The following is a 16,691-nucleotide window of genomic DNA, read 5'->3' on the forward strand; positions in this document are numbered from 1 at the left end:
TTATACAACCATAGTTGAGCCATATTTAAAAAAAGCGACATCGTGTCGCTTTATTGTTGTACTAGCTTAGAATTCTTCTTCAAAAATTTCGTAGTGAGCACGTGGGTGATCACATGTTGGGCAAATTTCTGGAGCTTCTTTTCCAACTGTAATATGTCCACAGTTTGTACAAATCCAAACTTTTTCTTCAGATTTACTGAATACTGTGTTTTCTTCTACATTTTTAAGTAACTCTAAGTAACGTTCTTCGTGACGTTTTTCAATGTCACCAACACTTCTAAATCGTTCAGCGATTTGGTGCAATCCTTCCGCATCTGCTGTTTCGGCAAATCCTTTATACATGTCTGTCCACTCGTAGTTTTCACCAGCGGCAGCATCTTTCAAGTTCCATGCTGTATCTTTTACAGCACCATCATGTAACATTTTAAACCAAACTTTCGCATGTTCATGTTCATTGTGTGCAGTTTCATTAAAGATATTTTGAATTTGCACATATCCATCACTCTTTGCTTTTGAAGCATAGAATGTATATTTAATTGATGCTTTAGATTCCCCTGCAAACGCTGTTTGTAAGTTTTCTTCCGTTTTGGTTCCTTTCAACTTTTTAAGATCAGACATTTCTGCTATTTTCATATTTCCGTTCCTCCTATATGTTATCTTAATTAAAACACTTTATATATATACTATCAAGTATGACGCACACGAAGAGTGTAAAAAAAATGAGAACCCATTATAGAGTCCTCATTCAATTAAAATGAATTATTCAACTTCGATAATACGCATTGAGTTTGTTGCTCCTGATCCATGTGGATATCCAGCAACAACGATGATTGTATCACCTTTTTTGCATCCGAATTCTTTAGCAACATCACTTGCTAATTCTGATTCGTTATCTAAGTTATTTACTTTATCAACAACCATAGCGTTTACACCCCAGTTGATTGTTAATGCATGACGAGTTCTTTCGTCGAATGTTGCAGCTAAAATTGGGCAATCTGGACGGAATTTAGAAATACGTCTAGCACTTGTTCCACTTGATGTGAAACATACGATTGCTGCAATATCCATTGCAAGTACTGTATCTGCTACGGCAATACCAATAGCATCAGATTTTGTACGTTTAGAAGTACTAATTGAAGTACGTAATTTTTCACGGTAAGGTAAAATTGCTTCCATACCTTCAGAAATTGTAACCATTGTTTGTACAGCTTCAATTGGGTACATACCAACAGCACTTTCTCCTGAAAGCATAATTGCATCAGTTCCATCCAATACAGCATTGGCAACATCACTTGCTTCAGCACGTGTTGGACGTGGATTTTGTTGCATTGATTCTAACATGTGTGTTGCAGTAACAACTGGTTTTCCGTATGCGTTTGCTCTTTTAATCATTTCTTTTTGGTAAATAGGAACTTTCTCAAAGCTTACATCGACTCCAAGGTCACCACGAGCAACCATGATTCCATCAGCAACTTGTAAGATTTCATCCAAGTTGTCATATCCTTCTTGGTTTTCAATCTTAGCAATAATATGAATGTCTTCTTGACCTTCTTCTTTTAAGATTTTACGGATGTCCATGATGTCATCTTTACGACGTGTAAATGATGCAGCAATGTAATCCACTTTGTTTTTACATCCAAAACGAATGTCGTTAGCATCTTTTTCAGATACGAATGGCATACTTAATTTAACATTTGGAACGTTACATCCTTTTTTGCTTTTAAGTACTCCAGGGTTTTCTACACGACAAACCAATTCTCCATCTTTTTTTTCAAGAATTGTTAAACGTACTTTTCCATCATCGATTAAGAATGTTCCACCTTCTTGAACATCATCAAATACTTCTGGACATTGTACATGTACACGGTCGTGTGTTCCTAAAATCGGTTCACGAACAAGTGTTACGATATCTCCTGCTTTGTAGCTTTCTTGACCATTTTTGAAATCTCCTAAACGAATTTCTGGTCCTTTTGTATCCAATAAGATTCCGATATTTGAATCTAATTCTTCGTTTACTTTACGGATGTTTTTAATTCTGTTTCCGTGTTCTTCATAATCACCATGAGAGAAGTTTAAACGTGAAATGTTCATTCCTGTCTCTACTAGTTTTTTAAGCATTTCTGGACTTTCTGTAGCCGGTCCAATCGTACAAATAATTTTCGTCTTTTTCATTTTTTCTTACCTCACCTTATACTAAACGATCGAATAAATTTTGTAATTCTTTTCTTGATTTTGCTGGCATGTTAAGTGCTTCTTCAATCGGTACACCAACAATATTACCTGATTGCGTCCCAACGCACTGACCACCAATACCTTGCATCAGTAGATCGACAGCTTTCTCACCCATGCGAGATGCTAAAATACGATCAGCAGGTACAGGAGATCCTCCACGTTGAACGTGCCCAAGAATAGTTGCCCTACCAGAAAATCCGGTATGTTGTGAGACCTTACGCGCAAAAACTTCTACATCTGTAATTTTCTCAGAGATAATTACCAATGCATGGTTTTTCTTCTTCACAACATCAAACTCACGCAAGCGGTCTAACACTTCACCTTCATCAAATCCTGTTTCACTAGTTATGACAATTTCCGCACCTGTAGAAATCCCTGCAAATAATGCAAGGTCACCACAACGGTTTCCCATAACTTCGACAACAGAACAACGATGGTGTGAACTTGATGTGTCACGTAACTTATCGACGGCATCAACAATGGTCGTTAGTGCGGTATTAAACCCGATGGTTTCATCCGTACTGGAAATATCATTGTCGATTGTCCCAGGTAGACCGATACAGTTAATACCCATTTCGGTCAAGGCTAAAGCTCCTCTGTAACTACCATCCCCACCGATGACAACTACTGCTTCAATTCCGAATTTTTTAAGCTGCTCGACAGCTTTTTCTCTCACTTCGAGGCTTTTGAACTCAGGAAGTCTTGCAGACCCCAGCATTGTTCCTCCACGGTCAAGTATGTCAGATACATCACGACGTGTAAGTGGTTGGATTTTTCCTTCCACCATTCCGCGGTATCCATCATAAATTCCGTAGACTTCAATACCGATATTCGTTGCAACTCTTGTGACTGCACGAATCGCAGCATTCATTCCTGGTGCATCACCACCAGATGTGAGTACGCCAATTCTTTTTACCATAATTGCACTCCCCACTGATTAAAAATCACTACTAATATACCACTTATCTTCAATAATATCTAGTGTATCTATCGGCGATTTTTACCTTTCACGACTTTTTCCTCAGCCAACATCTTAATTCGCTCACTAATTCGCAAAGCACCGAGCTCATTATTGACTGATTTCTTACCTAAACTATAGAATTCTTCGAGTTTATCCATCGCACAATTACTTGTGAATATCGTTAAGCGATGTGCTTCCATTCGCTCATTTAATATTGGCAACAGGATATCGTCTCGCGACCAAGATGATGCACTTTCTCCAGCAATATCATCAAGTGCTAAGACCTCTACTTTTTTTAATTTCTCAATCACATGTCCATATCCATGCGGTGTATTCATCAATGTTTTTAAATTCGCAATCAGTGTTGGCACATGCACAAATGCACAGCGCTTTCCTCTAGTTGCCATTTCATTGATAAAACAACACATCAAATAGGTTTTTCCAACACCTGGTAAACCACTTAGATAAAATCCTTGTGGATCACTGATCGTGCTTCGACGTTCGACATAATTAGCAACTGCTAAATATGGTCCACTTTCGTTTGCAATATCGATATTGGTAAAACGATATCCCATTTGTTCAATTGACATATCATTGTAAATTAACTTGTTTTGGTGTGCAGTTTGACGTTCAATTTTGCTTTCATAACGACATGCTACATACTCATAGTCTAATATACCATCATTTGCACTTACTTCAAGCAAATAGCCTGTATTTGGCTGTTTACAGTGACTTAAGCCTACACAATCACGACATTGGTCAAGTCGAGCAACATAATCTTTTAGTGTATATGCATTTTGTAAAACAAACTCATAGTCGACTTTATATGTTGCAAGAAAGCGTTGAATTCGTTCATCTTTAATTAAACTTTGTGCTAGAAACTCACGTTCTTTGCGTTGTAGTTCATCTTCTTTTAATTGAAAACTAACTTTCTCCATTTGCTAACCTCCTTTGTCGTATTTCTTCAATCAAGCGTTGACGTTCATCTTCACTCATTGTATCTTCCTCATCATATGAGATTAATACTTTTTCATCTTTAGTTGTTTTTGTTGGATTATGCATATATGCAACTGCTTGTTCGTAGGTTTCAATATTACTACGTAACCAAGAACCAGCAACACTCTCTACGAAATTCCGTGGGAATCTCTGATTTGCTTTTTGCAACACATAATCGATAAGCACATTAACAACCTCTGGGTGTAATTTATACTCTTCTAATAAAATACGAATCGTTTCACGATCATAACGACTTACCTCAACACCCTTTTGTTTATTTTGTAGGAATCGAACAGGTGGCCACTTGTAGATGTTTACCTCATCTGTTTCGTATTTTGCTTTACTATTTGCAGCACGCTTACGCATCGCTTCTACATCAAGGTTTCCATCTTTATCAAGTGAACGTGAGACGATTCCACGCATCGTTTGCGGATGAATTCCATATAGTGTAGCAACACGTCCAATTTCCTTTAATAGTTTAGCAGAACGCTTCTTTGGTGGCCATACATTTTTAAAATTCAACAAGAATGCATCATAGTTGAAGATAATTTCACTGCCATCCCGTTGTTCTTGAATTTCTTCTTGCATTTGACTAAAGGTATTTTCAAAGTGTTCATTCCAACCTTCTCGAATTACATCACTAATACATTCAGAGATATCTTCATATTCTTGCTTACGTAAGCTTTCTTGTAAGAAGGCTTGTTTTTGAAAGCGAAAGACTTGTTCTCCTAGTAAATCTAGATACATACGTCCAAATACTTCATGTTCCAAAAACTCTGTTGGTTTTTTTGGTGGATATAGTTCATAAATGTATCGATCTAGTTTTTGCGAATAGTATGTTTTTAGTAATTGATATTTTTCAAGTACTTTACGTTCACGCTCAATAACTTCAATGCTTAAACCACTTACTTTAACTAAGATTAAATGATTATCAAAACTCATCTTTTCATCAGCTAAAGCTGCCATCATTTCATACAACAAATACGCGCTTTCATGAATCAAAGGATAATAAAGCATAGTTAAAACATGGTAATCACGTCGTTCGATTTTGCCATGGATCTCGATTTGCAATTTACTATCTTCACGTAATGTCATAACTACCTCTACTTTCTAATAATTCATCCAATTGACAAAATACATCATCACCTGGATTGTTGTATATATATGCACTTACTTGTTGAGTATTGGGCATAAACTTCTTTTGTGCACTCAATACTGTATTTGCATATTCTTTTGAATATCCTCTTTGTTTCATCAATCGTTCAATAGCAACTGCATCATCACAAGTCACAATCCATACTTCATCAAAATAGACTTCCCAACCAAATTCATGGACATTTGCTACTTCAACTACACAAATAGGTGCATGTGTATGTTTTTTAAAGAATGCTTGCATTTCAACTAATACTTTTGGATGAATGAAACTTTCCAATTGTCTTTTTGCTTGTTTGCTAGCAAACACAATGTTTCCTAATTTTTTTCGATCAATTTCATCATTTGTTAGAATGTCTTGCCCAAAAGCTTCAACAATTTCAGCTTTTGCTTGTGTATCACGAATATGTGCAGCCACTTCATCTAGACAAAGCACAGGCACACCTCGCTCTTTCAATATATTGGAAATATACGTTTTTCCTGAACCAATGGTTCCACTAATGACAACTTTTCTCATTTGCGTTTTTGACACGTACGACATACATACGTCCCCCTACCACCAACTACAATTTTATCAATCGAATTTCCACAAGTTGGGCAAGCTTCCCCTTTTTTCATATGGACTTTTAATTGTAATTGGAATTTCCCATCTACGCCTAAAGAAGATGTATACGAACGAATCGTCGTTCCTCCAGCTTTAATGGCACCTTGTAAAATAATACGTGTATTTTCTAAAATCATTTCGAAATCTTTTTTTGTTAGATGATAGATTTTCGTTTCTGGATGAAGTTTTGATCGAAAAGCAATTTCATCTGCATAAATATTCCCTACTCCTGCCATCACACTTTGATCAAGTAGGAACTGTTTCAATGTTGTTTTTCTTCTCTTTGCTTGTTGGTATAAGTAATTTGCATCAACATGTGAATCAAATGCATCATAACCAACATGCTGGAATGCTTTTTGTTCATAAAGAATTACATCTTTATCGTATACATACATCCGACCGAATTTACGAACATCATGGTAGACAAGTTTTCTACCATCATCAAGCATGAAAATAATATGTGCATGCTTACTATATGGATCTTCATCTTTTTGATAAATATAGAATTTTCCTTCCATCCGTAAATGAACTACCAAATTTACATCATTCATACCAAAGATTAAATATTTTCCAACACGCGAAAAATCAATGAAATGTTGATGCACAAGTAACTTTGTGAATTCTTGTGCATCTATCGCATCGATCATTTTTGCATAACGTACTTCAATATGTACGATTTCATTTCCTTTGATTTGATGTTCTAAAGTTCTTAGAACCGTTTCTACTTCTGGTAATTCTGGCATATTATCTTCCTATTTACTATCTAAGTAATTATCTGCAAAGTTTGCATCAATAACTAATGGTACTTGTAGTTTTGCAACATGTTCCATTGCATCTTTAACAAGTTGTTCCATCATGTCCATTTCATCTGTTGGAACATCAAAAACTAACTCATCATGAATTTGTAAGATCAGTTTACTCTTACACTGTTTTTCTTCCATAGCTTTTGTCACATGAATCATCGCAAGTTTAATTAAATCTGCAGCACTACCTTGAATTGGTGCATTCATAGCAGCACGTTTTCCAAACTCACGTGTCATATAGTTTTTATCATTAATTTCTTTAATAATTCTACGACGATTAAACATCGTTTTTACATATCCATGCTCTTTAGCAAAATCAATTGTCTCATCCATGAATGCTTTAATTTGCGGATATGAACGGAAATATCCATCCATAAAGTCTTTCGCTGTATTCATATCAATGTTTAATTCACTTGATAATCCGTATTGCGTTTGTCCATACACCATTCCAAAGTTAACAGTTTTTGCTTGACGACGCATTGCTGAAGTCACTTCATCTTTATCAACATTGAAAATCAACATCGCTGTTTTTGTATGAATATCAATACCATGTGTAAAGGCATCAATCATTTGTTTTTCATTTGCCATATGCGCAAGTACACGAAGTTCAATTTGACTATAATCTGCTGCATATAACATACATCCTTCACTAGGAATAAAGGCACGACGTACTTCACGTGACTCTTCATCGCGTACACTTAAGTTTTGCAAGTTTGGATTACTTGAAGATAAGCGTCCAGTTTGCGTTAAACTTTGATGATATAAGGTATGAATCTTTCCATCCTTACGAATGTGTTTTTGTAGTCCTACTGCATAAGTTGAGTCAATTTTTTGGTATTTACGATATTCAATTAATTTATCAATAATTGGATGTGTATGACGTAATTTCTCTAACACATCAATCGCTGTACTACGTTTCTTATTACTTTTTAAACCTAAAGTATCAAATAAGACCTCTGCAAGTTGCTTTGGTGAGTTTACATTAAATGTGACACCTGCAAGTGTATGAATTTCTTTTTCTAATGCTTGTAAAATCACTTGTGTCTTTCCATGAATTTCTTCAAGTACATCTTGTGATGTGCGCACACCTTGCTTTTCCATGTTAAACAAAATACGTGTCAATGGCATTTCCATTTCGATAAATAGATGGTCCATCTCTTTTTCTTTTAATTCTTCAGTTAGTTTTGGATACAAGTCTTGCACGATATACATTTGATCTCCAACATATGTTAAACGTTGGTCAGGATCTGCAAGTTTTGGTGATGTTGATTTTCCATATACATCATCTTTTGTCTTTTCAAATTGATAATTGTATTTAAATGCTAACTGCTTTTCATCATTGATATAGTTGTCGCATAAAAATGCAGCAATTTGTACATCAAAACTAAAATCTGTGTAGGATAAACCTGCATGATCTAATAAATGATACGCTTCTTTTGCGTTGTTGGTGATCTTTGTTAAATCACTAGTCAACAAAGTAGCTAGTACACTATCCATTAACATATATTCTTTGGCTAGATAATATGCTGTTGTATCACTAGCAACAAGCACTCCATATAATTGTGCATCATAAAATGGTTGATTGTCATAATCAAATACCATGTAAATTTCTTTTTCATTTACTAGTGCTTTTGGTAATGCTTCAACTTCTTTTACTTCGATATTTGTTTTTGTTGGTTTCACTGTAATGTTTTTCATAAATGAGCGCATTTCATATTTCGTGTAGAAATCATTTAATGCTGGCACATTTGCTTCATACTTCAATTGATCCAGTTCAACAGGTACTGTACAATCTGTTTTAATTGTAGCTAGTTGTTTTGACATAAAAGCATTATCTTTGTCCATTTCTAGCTTTTCTTTTAGTTTTCCCTTAATCTTGTCAATATTATCGTATACACCTTCAAGTGAATCATATTCTAATAATAGTTTTGTGGCTGTTTTTTCTCCAACCCCTTTTACTCCAGGAATATTGTCTGCACTATCCCCCATCAATCCTTTTAAATCGATGATTTGCTTTGGACGTACTTGTTTTAGTTCTTCTAGTTTTTTGGTATCAACTACTTCCATCTCTGTAATTCCTTTTTTCATAAGCATTACAGATGTTGTATCATCAATACATTGTAGTAAATCTTGATCACTTGTAAGAATTACAACTTTATGATCCTTATAATGTTTTGCTAGTGAACCAATGATATCGTCTGCTTCAATTCCATCTTCTTCATAACGGAAAATTCCATATGCATCCAAAAACTCACGAACAATTGGAAATTGTACCTTTAATTCAGGATCCAATTCTTTTCGTGTACCTTTATATGCTTCATATGCTTCATGTCTAAATGTCGGTTTCCCACTATCCCAAGCAACCATTACATAGTCAGGTTCAATTGTTGCAATTGCTTTATTGATCATGTTCACAAATCCATATACTGCATTTGTTGAGACCCCACTAGATGTACTCATTCTTGCTCCACTATACAAAGTTGCATAGTAGGCTCTAAATAACATTGAATTTCCATCAATTAATAAAATTTCACAGCTCATATATATCACGCTCCATACTTGTTAATCATACCACAAACTTGCTCGACTCGTTATAAAAACAATTCCGATAATACTTCGTTATCTTTTGATTTTTGGCAAAGAAAAAACAAAAGGCTAATCAAGCTCTTTTGTTTTGATTTCTTCTAAGACTTTTTTTGCATCATGAAGATCTTCAGCATTACTCTTTCCAACATAACGTAATGTTAATGGTTGGTAGGCTTTACCAGTCATACTTTCTTTATCCTTTGGATAACGGAAAGTAAATCCATACTCGTGTGCATGTTCAACTAACCATTTGTATTCCTCAGAACTTTCAATATCTTCTAATTTATCTTTTCCAACAATCTTTAATGTAATTGTAAATCCTAATTGACTTTCACTTTGACCTGGATAATCACTATATCGTTTAAAATCAACTGTTCCATATTGGATTTGTGCATTTTTCCATAACTCAATTTGATCTGTATACGATACATATCCACTTGTAAGTAATAGTTTTCCTGCATTGCTTGGTTCTGCTTTAACAAATGCTGCCATCATTTCACGTAAGGGTTCAATAACTTCATCACGCACTTTAACTTGTTCTTCCCCAGCTACAATACTTGCTGAACCAATAATTGAGAAATCAACACCAACTAAATTCTTTGGTACATAGTTAATCACAATATGTTTGTCTTTCAATAGAAGCATAGGATCTGCTGCATCTAATACAAGATTGCTATCTTTGAAATACAAATATCCATTGTCAAAATAACTTGCTAGACTTTCATAGCTATAGTTTGTGACTAATAATTCAAATTCACGAACGCTATAATCTTGACGATATGTATTCACAAAATTCACAATCGCTGTTGGATCTGCTGGTTGTACATTTTTAGCAGCTTCATAACATAGTATATTTTTCACAGTAAATCCTGGAACTTGAATGAATTCCATATACTGTTCTGGTTTTATTTTTTGTTGGACAATATAATCAATATCATTTGTATCTGTGATTGTTTGTCGAATGATATCTTCGTTTTCTTTTGTAAAGTAACTTTTGTATCTAGCAAACGGGTCATAATGATCATCCAATAAGCTAAAACACACTAGAAACATTGCACATAAAACGAGTACCAATACACCTCTTTTAAGTTTCATCTAACTCATTATACCAAATCTTAGGTCAATCTCAATATAAATAGTTCCACTTCGAGTGTCGGTGTGATAAAATAATGCCTATGAAAGAACGTTTATTAAAAGTACTAATCGTCCTATTAGTGATTGTAATTGCTTTTGCAGGAGTGTTATTTTATTCCATGTATTTTGCACCTGAAAACTATCAAGTGCAACATGAAAGTATTACATCTACTAAGATACCCGAAGATATGGACGAAATAAATATAGCTTACATTAGTGATATCCATTATGGTGAATTTGTTGATGAAGAGCGTCTACAAGATATGATAGACAAGATTAATAAAGCAGCACCAGATGTCATCTTATTTGGTGGAGATTTATTTAGTGATCCCGCTTCATTTATCGATCAACCTGAACAAACTGCAAAAGTAAAAGAACTGTTATCTTCACTAGATGCGCCACTTGGAAAGTTTTATGTACTTGGTGAAGCAGATATGCCTTTAGATCGTACAGATGCCAAAACGATGGTGCAAAACTTACTATTTGATGCTGGCTTTGAAGATATGACAAATCGAAACACTCGGATTCATAATGGTTCAACTAGTAGCATTACCCTAGTAGGTATCGATTCATTACTTGGTGGTTCACCAAATATCCAAGCAGCATTTACAAATGTGAGTGCAGATAGTTTTGTTGTTAGCTTTACACATGCACCAGATATTTATACCCAGTTACCTGATAATGTTGTAAGTATCGCATTTGCAGGACACTCACATGGTGGTCAAATCTCAATTCCAATTCTTGGTGCATTTAAAAGCATTGAAGGGGCAGAAACTTATGAAAGAGGTAAACACACACGTGGTACAACAACGATTCATGTTTCTAACGGTTTAGGTACAAGCAATGTAGATATGCGTGTATTTGCTAACCCTCAAATTGTAATGTATCGCTTAGCACATGCAAAAAAATAAAGATTTATAAGAAGAAGTATTTGTATTGATGAATACTTCTTTTTTTGCGCTTCACAATTGATATCAACAATTTCTCATATAAAAAGACATCACGCTACATGATGTCTTTACTATATTTACTTTTCTACAACAAGGTTTGGATATGCTTTATGCAAAAACTCATCTGGATATACTGTATCAAGCATTTCTCCAACAATTGTCATTGGTGGTTTTCCTTGATTGCGCATTCCTAAACGAAATAGTGCACTATAAGATATACACATATTCAAAATCATAAAAATTAAGATAATCGGATACAAACGATTTCCTATACGAACTGGAATTCGTTCAATCCAAGAAGATAACCACGGATAGATGACATACAAAATCAACATACCCCCAAGTCCCCATACCAACATAAATGGAATGGTTGTTCGTCCACCGATATTTAGAAAATACCCTGTATAATCCCAACTTTCTGCATGAAATGCTACTTCTTCAAACCAAGATAATCCAAACTCTGTAATACCTCCAACTAAACAACTAAGTAGATAATTTACATACCAGGGGCGTGTTTTATAGTTTTTCCCTAACAACACAACAAATAAGATAAATCCAAGTCCATATACTGGATTGAATGGTCCATAAATCAAACCACTGCGATTCACCCATTTATGCATTTCAAACAGCATTAGAATTTCTTCATAATACGTTCCGACAATGCATCCGATAAGAAACAGAAAGAATATTTTCTTAAAGCAGTATCCTTCTGCAAATCTACGCTCAACCTTTTTTACTTTTTCCATACATCTATGCTATTGCAGCTACAATAAGATCTCCCATCTCTTTACAGCCTACTAGCGTTGTATGTTTGTCCATCATATCTCCTGTACGATATCCATCATCTAACACTTTTTGAACTGCAGTTTCAATTGCCTGTGCTTCTTTTTCCATAAAGAATGAATATTTAAGCATCATAGCAACAGATAAGATCGTTCCAATTGGATTTGCTTTGTTTTGACCTGCAATATCAGGGGCAGAACCGTGAATAGGTTCATACATACCACGAGTTCCTTCACCTAATGAACTTGATGGAATCGTTCCAATGGTTCCTGTAATCATACTTGCTTCATCACTTAAGATATCACCAAACATATTTTCAGTTAAGATTACATCAAATTGTGCTGGATCCTTACAAATTTGCATCGCAGCATTATCTACATACATATGTGTAAGTTCTACTTCTGGGTAGTCCTTAGCTACTTCAAGCACGTATTTACGCCATAATTTTGATGAATCAAGAACATTTGCCTTATCTACAGAACATAACTTCTTATTACGTACCATTGCAGTTTCGAAAGCTACTTTTGCAATACGAATAACTTCAGGAGCTGAATACTTCATCACATCGTAAGCTACTTCTACATCATTTTCACTTGTTGTAACATGATCACCGAAGTACACTCCACCAGTCAGTTCACGAACGACCATAAAATCAATTCCCGCTTCAACAATTTCTGGTTTTAAAGGAGACGCATCTTTTAATTCAGTAAATAACTTTGCTGGTCGCAAGTTTGAATACAAGCCTAAACGACTACGAATTCCTAGAAGTGCTTTTTCTGGACGATTGTTTGGTGGTTGTACATCGTATTTTGGACCACCAACTGCACCTAATAAAACTGAATCACTTGCTAAACAAGCTTCTACCGTTGCTTCTGGTAAGCATTCACCATATGCATCAATTGCTTCCCCACCAGCTTTTACATAATTTAAATTAAATGTATGTTCATATACTTCTTCTACTTTTTTTAAAACTTTGATTGCTTCATCTACGATTTCTGGACCAATTCCGTCCCCTTTAATTACTGCAATATTCTTAATCATTGAATTTTCCCTCCTTGATTGCATTTAGATATCCATTACTTGAAATAATCTTTTGAATAAATTCAGGAAATGGAGGGAATGTATATTCTTTGTTTTGACTTTCATTTACGATAATTCCTTTATCAAAATCAACATTTACGATGTCTCCATCTTTGATTTCTTTAGCTGCTTCAGGGCATTCAATGATCGCTAATCCAATATTAATTGAATTACGGTAGAAAATACGTGCAAAACTAGAAGCGATTACACATGAGATTCCACTTGCTTTAATTGCGATTGGTGCATGTTCACGACTGGATCCACAACCGAAGTTTGCTTCACCAACCATGATATCACCTGCTTTTACTTTATGGATGAAATCAGCATCGATATCTTCCATACAGTGACTTGCCAATTCTTTTTCATCTTGTGTATTCAAATGACGAGCTGGAATGATAACATCTGTATCAACGTTATCTCCATACTTATGTACAGTTCCTTTTGCGATCATGATTATTCCCCCTTAACACTTTCTGGTGTTGCTAGTTTACCAGCAATTGCGCTTGCTGCTGCAACTTGTGGTGAAGCTAAATATACTTCACTTTTTGGATGTCCCATACGACCAACGAAGTTACGGTTACTTGTTCCTACACAACGTTCACCTTCTGCAAGAATTCCCATGTGACCACCTAAACATGGTCCACATGTAGGTGTTGAGAAAATACATCCTGCATCAATAAAGATATCAACAAGACCATTTTTAATACAGTCCTTATAGATTTGTTGGGTTGCAGGAATTACAATACAACGAATTCCCTCGGCAATATGACGTCCTTTTAGAATGGTTGCAGCTGCTTCCATATCTGAATAACGTCCATTCGTACATGAACCAATATATACTTGATCAATTGCAATATCTCCCCATTCACTAGGCGTTTTCCCATTTTCAGGTAAGTGTGGGAATGCAACTGTATGTTCAATTGTTGATAAATCAATATCATATACTTCATCATAGATAGCATCTGCATCTGCTTCAAAGATGGTTGGAGTACGTTGCCCACGTCCTTCTACATAAGCTAATGTTTGTTCATCAACTGGGAAGATTCCATTTTTTGCTCCAGCTTCAATTGCCATATTCGCAATACAGAATCGATCATCCATGCTCAAATTTTTAATTCCATCACCAACAAATTCCATTGAACGGTATAAGGCACCATCAACGCCAATTTTTGAAATAATATGAAGAATAACATCTTTACCACTAATATCTTTGTTTAATTTACCTGTAATATTAAATTTAATTGCACTAGGCACTTTAAACCAAGCACGTCCAGTTGCCATACCAGCAGCCATATCTGTACTACCAACACCAGTTGAAAATGCACCAAGTGCTCCATATGTACATGTGTGTGAATCAGCACCGATAACTAAATCACCACAAGTCACAATTCCTTTTTCAGGCAATAATGAGTGTTCTACTCCCATTTGCCCTACATCATAGAAATTTGTGATCTCTTGATGTTTTGCAAAACAACGACATTGTTTACTTTGTGTTGCTGCTTTAATATCTTTATTTGGTGTAAAGTGATCGAGTACGATTGAGATCTTATCTTTATGAAACACCTTATCAAAATCATGTTTTTCAAACTCATTAATTGCAACTGGAGTTGTAATATCATTTCCTAATACCATATCCAAATTTGCCATAATAAGTTGTCCTGGTTGTACGTTATCAAGACCTGCATGTGCTGCTAAGATCTTTTGTGACATTGTCATTCCCATTGTTTATTCCCCCTCTATTTTTGCTTTTTCATTGATCGCTCGATTTAAGGCACTAACCATCGCTTGAATACTAGCAGCGATAATATCATCGTGTATTCCTACACCAAAACGATCTACATTGACACAATCATTTATTTCCACATAGGCACAAGCCTTTGATGCACTACTTTTTCCAAGTGAGTGTTCATTGTAATCAATGACATCAAAAGTTAAGCCTAAGTGTTCTCTAAAGGCATTAGCAACTGCATCTAAACGACCATTACCATTACCTTTGCACATTTTATGTTCCCCTTTAAAGTTCACTTCAACTTCTACAGAAATATCTCCATTTCTAGTAAAGTGATAATCGATTAATTCTAATGGAGCTTGTAAATTCACAAAGTCCTTTTCGAATATATCTTTAATTTCATTTGGCATTAGTTCTGCATGTTTCTTATCCGAAATATCTTTGATGTAGTAGCCAAATCCTTCACGGAAGCGCTTAGGTAAATCAAATCCGTAGTACTCTTCCATCAAGTATCCAATTCCACCTTTTCCAGATTGTGAGTTGATTCGAATTACATCACTTTCATATTCACGACCAACATCTTTTGGATCAATTGGTAAATATGGAACATTCCATAAATCACTACCAATTTCTTCACGATATTTCAACCCTTTTGCAATCGCGTCTTGGTGACTACCAGAGAATGCCGCAAATACAAGTTTTCCTGCATATGGTTGACGGTCATAAACACGCATACGTGTTACTTCTTCATATACACGTACAATTTCTTGAATGTTGCTGAAGTCTAATTTTGGATTTACACCATGCGTAAACATATTTAATGCAAGAGTCACAATATCTACATTACCTGTACGCTCTCCATTACCAAATAATGTTCCTTCAATACGGTCTGCACCCGCAAGTAAACCAAGTTCACTATCTGCTACACCACAGCCACGGTCATTATGTGGATGCAAGCTAATTTCAACTGCATCACGGTGTTTCAAATGTTTATGCATATATTCAATTTGTGAAGCATAGACATGTGACATACTCATTTCTACAGTTACCGGTAAGTTGATGATTGCTTTCTTATCTGGTGTTGGTTGCCATATATCAAGTACAGCATTGCACACTTCAAGTGCATATTCCATTTCCGTTCCTGTAAAACTTTCTGGTGAATATTCAAAACGAATATCCCCTTTTGCATCTTTTGCCAATTCTTTTAATAACTTTGCTCCATTTGTGGCAATCGTAAGAATTTCTTCCTTTGATTTTCTAAAGACTTGTTCACGTTGCGCAACACTTGTTGAATTGTAAACATGCACCACTGCCTTTTTACATCCATCAAGCGCATCAAATGTCTTTTTGATGATATGTTCACGAGCTTGTGTAAGTACTTGCACAGTTACATCATCAGGAATTAAATCTTGTTCGATCAGTGTACGTAAGAATTGATATTCTGTTTCACTAGCTGCTGGAAACCCAACTTCAATTTCTTTGAATCCAACCTTTACGAGTAAATCAAAGAATTTTAACTTCTCATCTAAACTCATCGGAATAATCAAACTTTGATTTCCATCACGTAAATCGACAGAACACCATGTTGGTGCTGTATCGATATATTCTTTTTTTACCCAGTCAAAACAAGGCTCTGGTGGCATGAAATAACCACGCTTGTACTTATTAAAGTTCATAAACT

Annotated in this window: 15 protein-coding genes; 1 reads left to right on the forward strand and 14 read right to left on the reverse strand. The window is 35.3% G+C overall.

All coding sequences use genetic code 11. From position 1 onward, the window contains the following. Nucleotides 1–66: 66 nt before the first annotated feature. The 9 genes from rbr to EDD63_RS04155 form a co-directional block, all read right to left on the reverse strand. On the reverse strand, nt 67–633 hold the full coding sequence (gene rbr / locus EDD63_RS04115) for a rubrerythrin (RefSeq protein ID WP_243833732.1): 567 nt from the start codon (nt 631–633) through the stop codon (nt 67–69). Between the two features lie 126 nt (nt 634–759). Then, nucleotides 760–2,172 carry a pyruvate kinase gene (gene pyk / locus EDD63_RS04120; protein ID WP_134168772.1) on the reverse strand — a complete coding sequence of 471 codons (1,413 nt, stop codon included), beginning with the start codon at nt 2,170–2,172 and terminating at the stop codon, nt 760–762. 16 nt (nt 2,173–2,188) lie between these two features. Further along, on the reverse strand, nt 2,189–3,151 hold the full coding sequence (pfkA, locus tag EDD63_RS04125; protein WP_134168774.1) for a 6-phosphofructokinase: 963 nt from the start codon (nt 3,149–3,151) through the stop codon (nt 2,189–2,191). A 68-nt stretch (nt 3,152–3,219) separates the two neighbouring features. Beyond that, nucleotides 3,220–4,131 carry an AFG1/ZapE family ATPase gene (gene zapE, locus EDD63_RS04130; RefSeq protein ID WP_134168776.1) on the reverse strand — a complete coding sequence of 304 codons (912 nt, stop codon included), beginning with the start codon at nt 4,129–4,131 and terminating at the stop codon, nt 3,220–3,222. Then, complete coding sequence (locus tag EDD63_RS04135) at nt 4,118–5,284, reverse strand: DnaD domain protein (protein WP_134168778.1); 1,167 nt, start codon at nt 5,282–5,284, stop codon at nt 4,118–4,120. Before EDD63_RS04135 ends, zapE begins: the two co-directional genes overlap by 14 nt. Next, nucleotides 5,271–5,882, reverse strand: a complete 612-nt coding sequence (gene coaE, locus EDD63_RS04140) for a dephospho-CoA kinase (protein ID WP_134168780.1) — start codon at nt 5,880–5,882, stop codon at nt 5,271–5,273. The genes EDD63_RS04135 and coaE overlap by 14 nt, the downstream gene beginning before the upstream one ends. Continuing rightward, entirely contained in the window at nt 5,855–6,688 is an 834-nt protein-coding gene (gene mutM, locus EDD63_RS04145) for a DNA-formamidopyrimidine glycosylase (RefSeq protein WP_134168782.1), read from the reverse strand. The genes coaE and mutM overlap by 28 nt, the downstream gene beginning before the upstream one ends. Nucleotides 6,689–6,697: 9 nt before the next feature. Next, entirely contained in the window at nt 6,698–9,289 is a 2,592-nt protein-coding gene (gene polA / locus EDD63_RS04150) for a DNA polymerase I (RefSeq protein WP_134168784.1), read from the reverse strand. Nucleotides 9,290–9,403: 114 nt separating this feature from the next. Then, complete coding sequence (locus EDD63_RS04155) at nt 9,404–10,429, reverse strand: M15 family metallopeptidase (protein WP_134168786.1); 1,026 nt, start codon at nt 10,427–10,429, stop codon at nt 9,404–9,406. Between the two features lie 80 nt (nt 10,430–10,509). Here EDD63_RS04155 and EDD63_RS04160 point away from each other — a divergent pair, with 80 nt between their 5' ends. After that, on the forward strand, nt 10,510–11,379 hold the full coding sequence (locus EDD63_RS04160) for a metallophosphoesterase (RefSeq protein ID WP_166667538.1): 870 nt from the start codon (nt 10,510–10,512) through the stop codon (nt 11,377–11,379). A 116-nt stretch (nt 11,380–11,495) separates the two neighbouring features. On the opposite strand, the gene EDD63_RS04165 is transcribed toward EDD63_RS04160, so the two are convergent. From EDD63_RS04165 to EDD63_RS04185, 5 genes are read right to left on the reverse strand one after another with little or no spacing between them, the layout of a single operon-like run. Continuing rightward, nucleotides 11,496–12,164 carry a putative ABC transporter permease gene (locus EDD63_RS04165; RefSeq protein WP_134168790.1) on the reverse strand — a complete coding sequence of 223 codons (669 nt, stop codon included), beginning with the start codon at nt 12,162–12,164 and terminating at the stop codon, nt 11,496–11,498. 4 nt (nt 12,165–12,168) lie between these two features. Further along, nucleotides 12,169–13,242 (reverse strand): 3-isopropylmalate dehydrogenase, encoded by a 1,074-nt coding sequence (gene leuB, locus EDD63_RS04170; RefSeq protein WP_134168792.1) that lies wholly within the window; start codon nt 13,240–13,242, stop codon nt 12,169–12,171. Beyond that, complete coding sequence (gene leuD / locus EDD63_RS04175; protein WP_134168794.1) at nt 13,235–13,732, reverse strand: 3-isopropylmalate dehydratase small subunit; 498 nt, start codon at nt 13,730–13,732, stop codon at nt 13,235–13,237. The genes leuB and leuD overlap by 8 nt, the downstream gene beginning before the upstream one ends. A gap of 2 nt (nt 13,733–13,734) precedes the next feature. Further along, nucleotides 13,735–15,003: a 3-isopropylmalate dehydratase large subunit gene (leuC, locus tag EDD63_RS04180; protein ID WP_134168796.1), complete on the reverse strand. Its 1,269-nt coding sequence runs from the start codon at nt 15,001–15,003 to the stop codon at nt 13,735–13,737. A gap of 3 nt (nt 15,004–15,006) precedes the next feature. Further along, nucleotides 15,007–16,686, reverse strand: coding sequence for a 2-isopropylmalate synthase (locus tag EDD63_RS04185; RefSeq protein WP_134168798.1), 1,680 nt, complete (start codon nt 16,684–16,686; stop codon nt 15,007–15,009). Nucleotides 16,687–16,691: the final 5 nt, after the last annotated feature.

It is taken from the genome of Breznakia blatticola, from assembly GCF_004365815.1.
In the GTDB taxonomy this organism is placed as follows: Bacteria; Bacillota_I; Bacilli_A; order Erysipelotrichales; family Erysipelotrichaceae; genus Breznakia; species Breznakia blatticola.

Coding starts and splice junctions, on each gene's coding strand:
- EDD63_RS04165 (WP_134168790.1), bottom strand. CDS start 12,164: ATGGAAAAAGTAAAAAAGGTTGAGCGTAGATTTGCAGAAGGATACTGC.
- EDD63_RS04185 (WP_134168798.1), bottom strand. CDS start 16,686: ATGAACTTTAATAAGTACAAGCGTGGTTATTTCATGCCACCAGAGCCT.
- zapE (WP_134168776.1), bottom strand. CDS start 4,131: ATGGAGAAAGTTAGTTTTCAATTAAAAGAAGATGAACTACAACGCAAA.
- EDD63_RS04135 (WP_134168778.1), bottom strand. CDS start 5,284: ATGACATTACGTGAAGATAGTAAATTGCAAATCGAGATCCATGGCAAA.
- coaE (WP_134168780.1), bottom strand. CDS start 5,882: ATGTCGTACGTGTCAAAAACGCAAATGAGAAAAGTTGTCATTAGTGGA.
- pyk (WP_134168772.1), bottom strand. CDS start 2,172: ATGAAAAAGACGAAAATTATTTGTACGATTGGACCGGCTACAGAAAGT.
- leuC (WP_134168796.1), bottom strand. CDS start 15,003: ATGGGAATGACAATGTCACAAAAGATCTTAGCAGCACATGCAGGTCTT.
- leuD (WP_134168794.1), bottom strand. CDS start 13,732: ATGATCGCAAAAGGAACTGTACATAAGTATGGAGATAACGTTGATACA.
- polA (WP_134168784.1), bottom strand. CDS start 9,289: ATGAGCTGTGAAATTTTATTAATTGATGGAAATTCAATGTTATTTAGA.
- EDD63_RS04160 (WP_166667538.1), top strand. CDS start 10,510: ATGAAAGAACGTTTATTAAAAGTACTAATCGTCCTATTAGTGATTGTA.
- EDD63_RS04155 (WP_134168786.1), bottom strand. CDS start 10,429: ATGAAACTTAAAAGAGGTGTATTGGTACTCGTTTTATGTGCAATGTTT.
- mutM (WP_134168782.1), bottom strand. CDS start 6,688: ATGCCAGAATTACCAGAAGTAGAAACGGTTCTAAGAACTTTAGAACAT.
- rbr (WP_243833732.1), bottom strand. CDS start 633: ATGAAAATAGCAGAAATGTCTGATCTTAAAAAGTTGAAAGGAACCAAA.
- leuB (WP_134168792.1), bottom strand. CDS start 13,242: ATGATTAAGAATATTGCAGTAATTAAAGGGGACGGAATTGGTCCAGAA.
- pfkA (WP_134168774.1), bottom strand. CDS start 3,151: ATGGTAAAAAGAATTGGCGTACTCACATCTGGTGGTGATGCACCAGGA.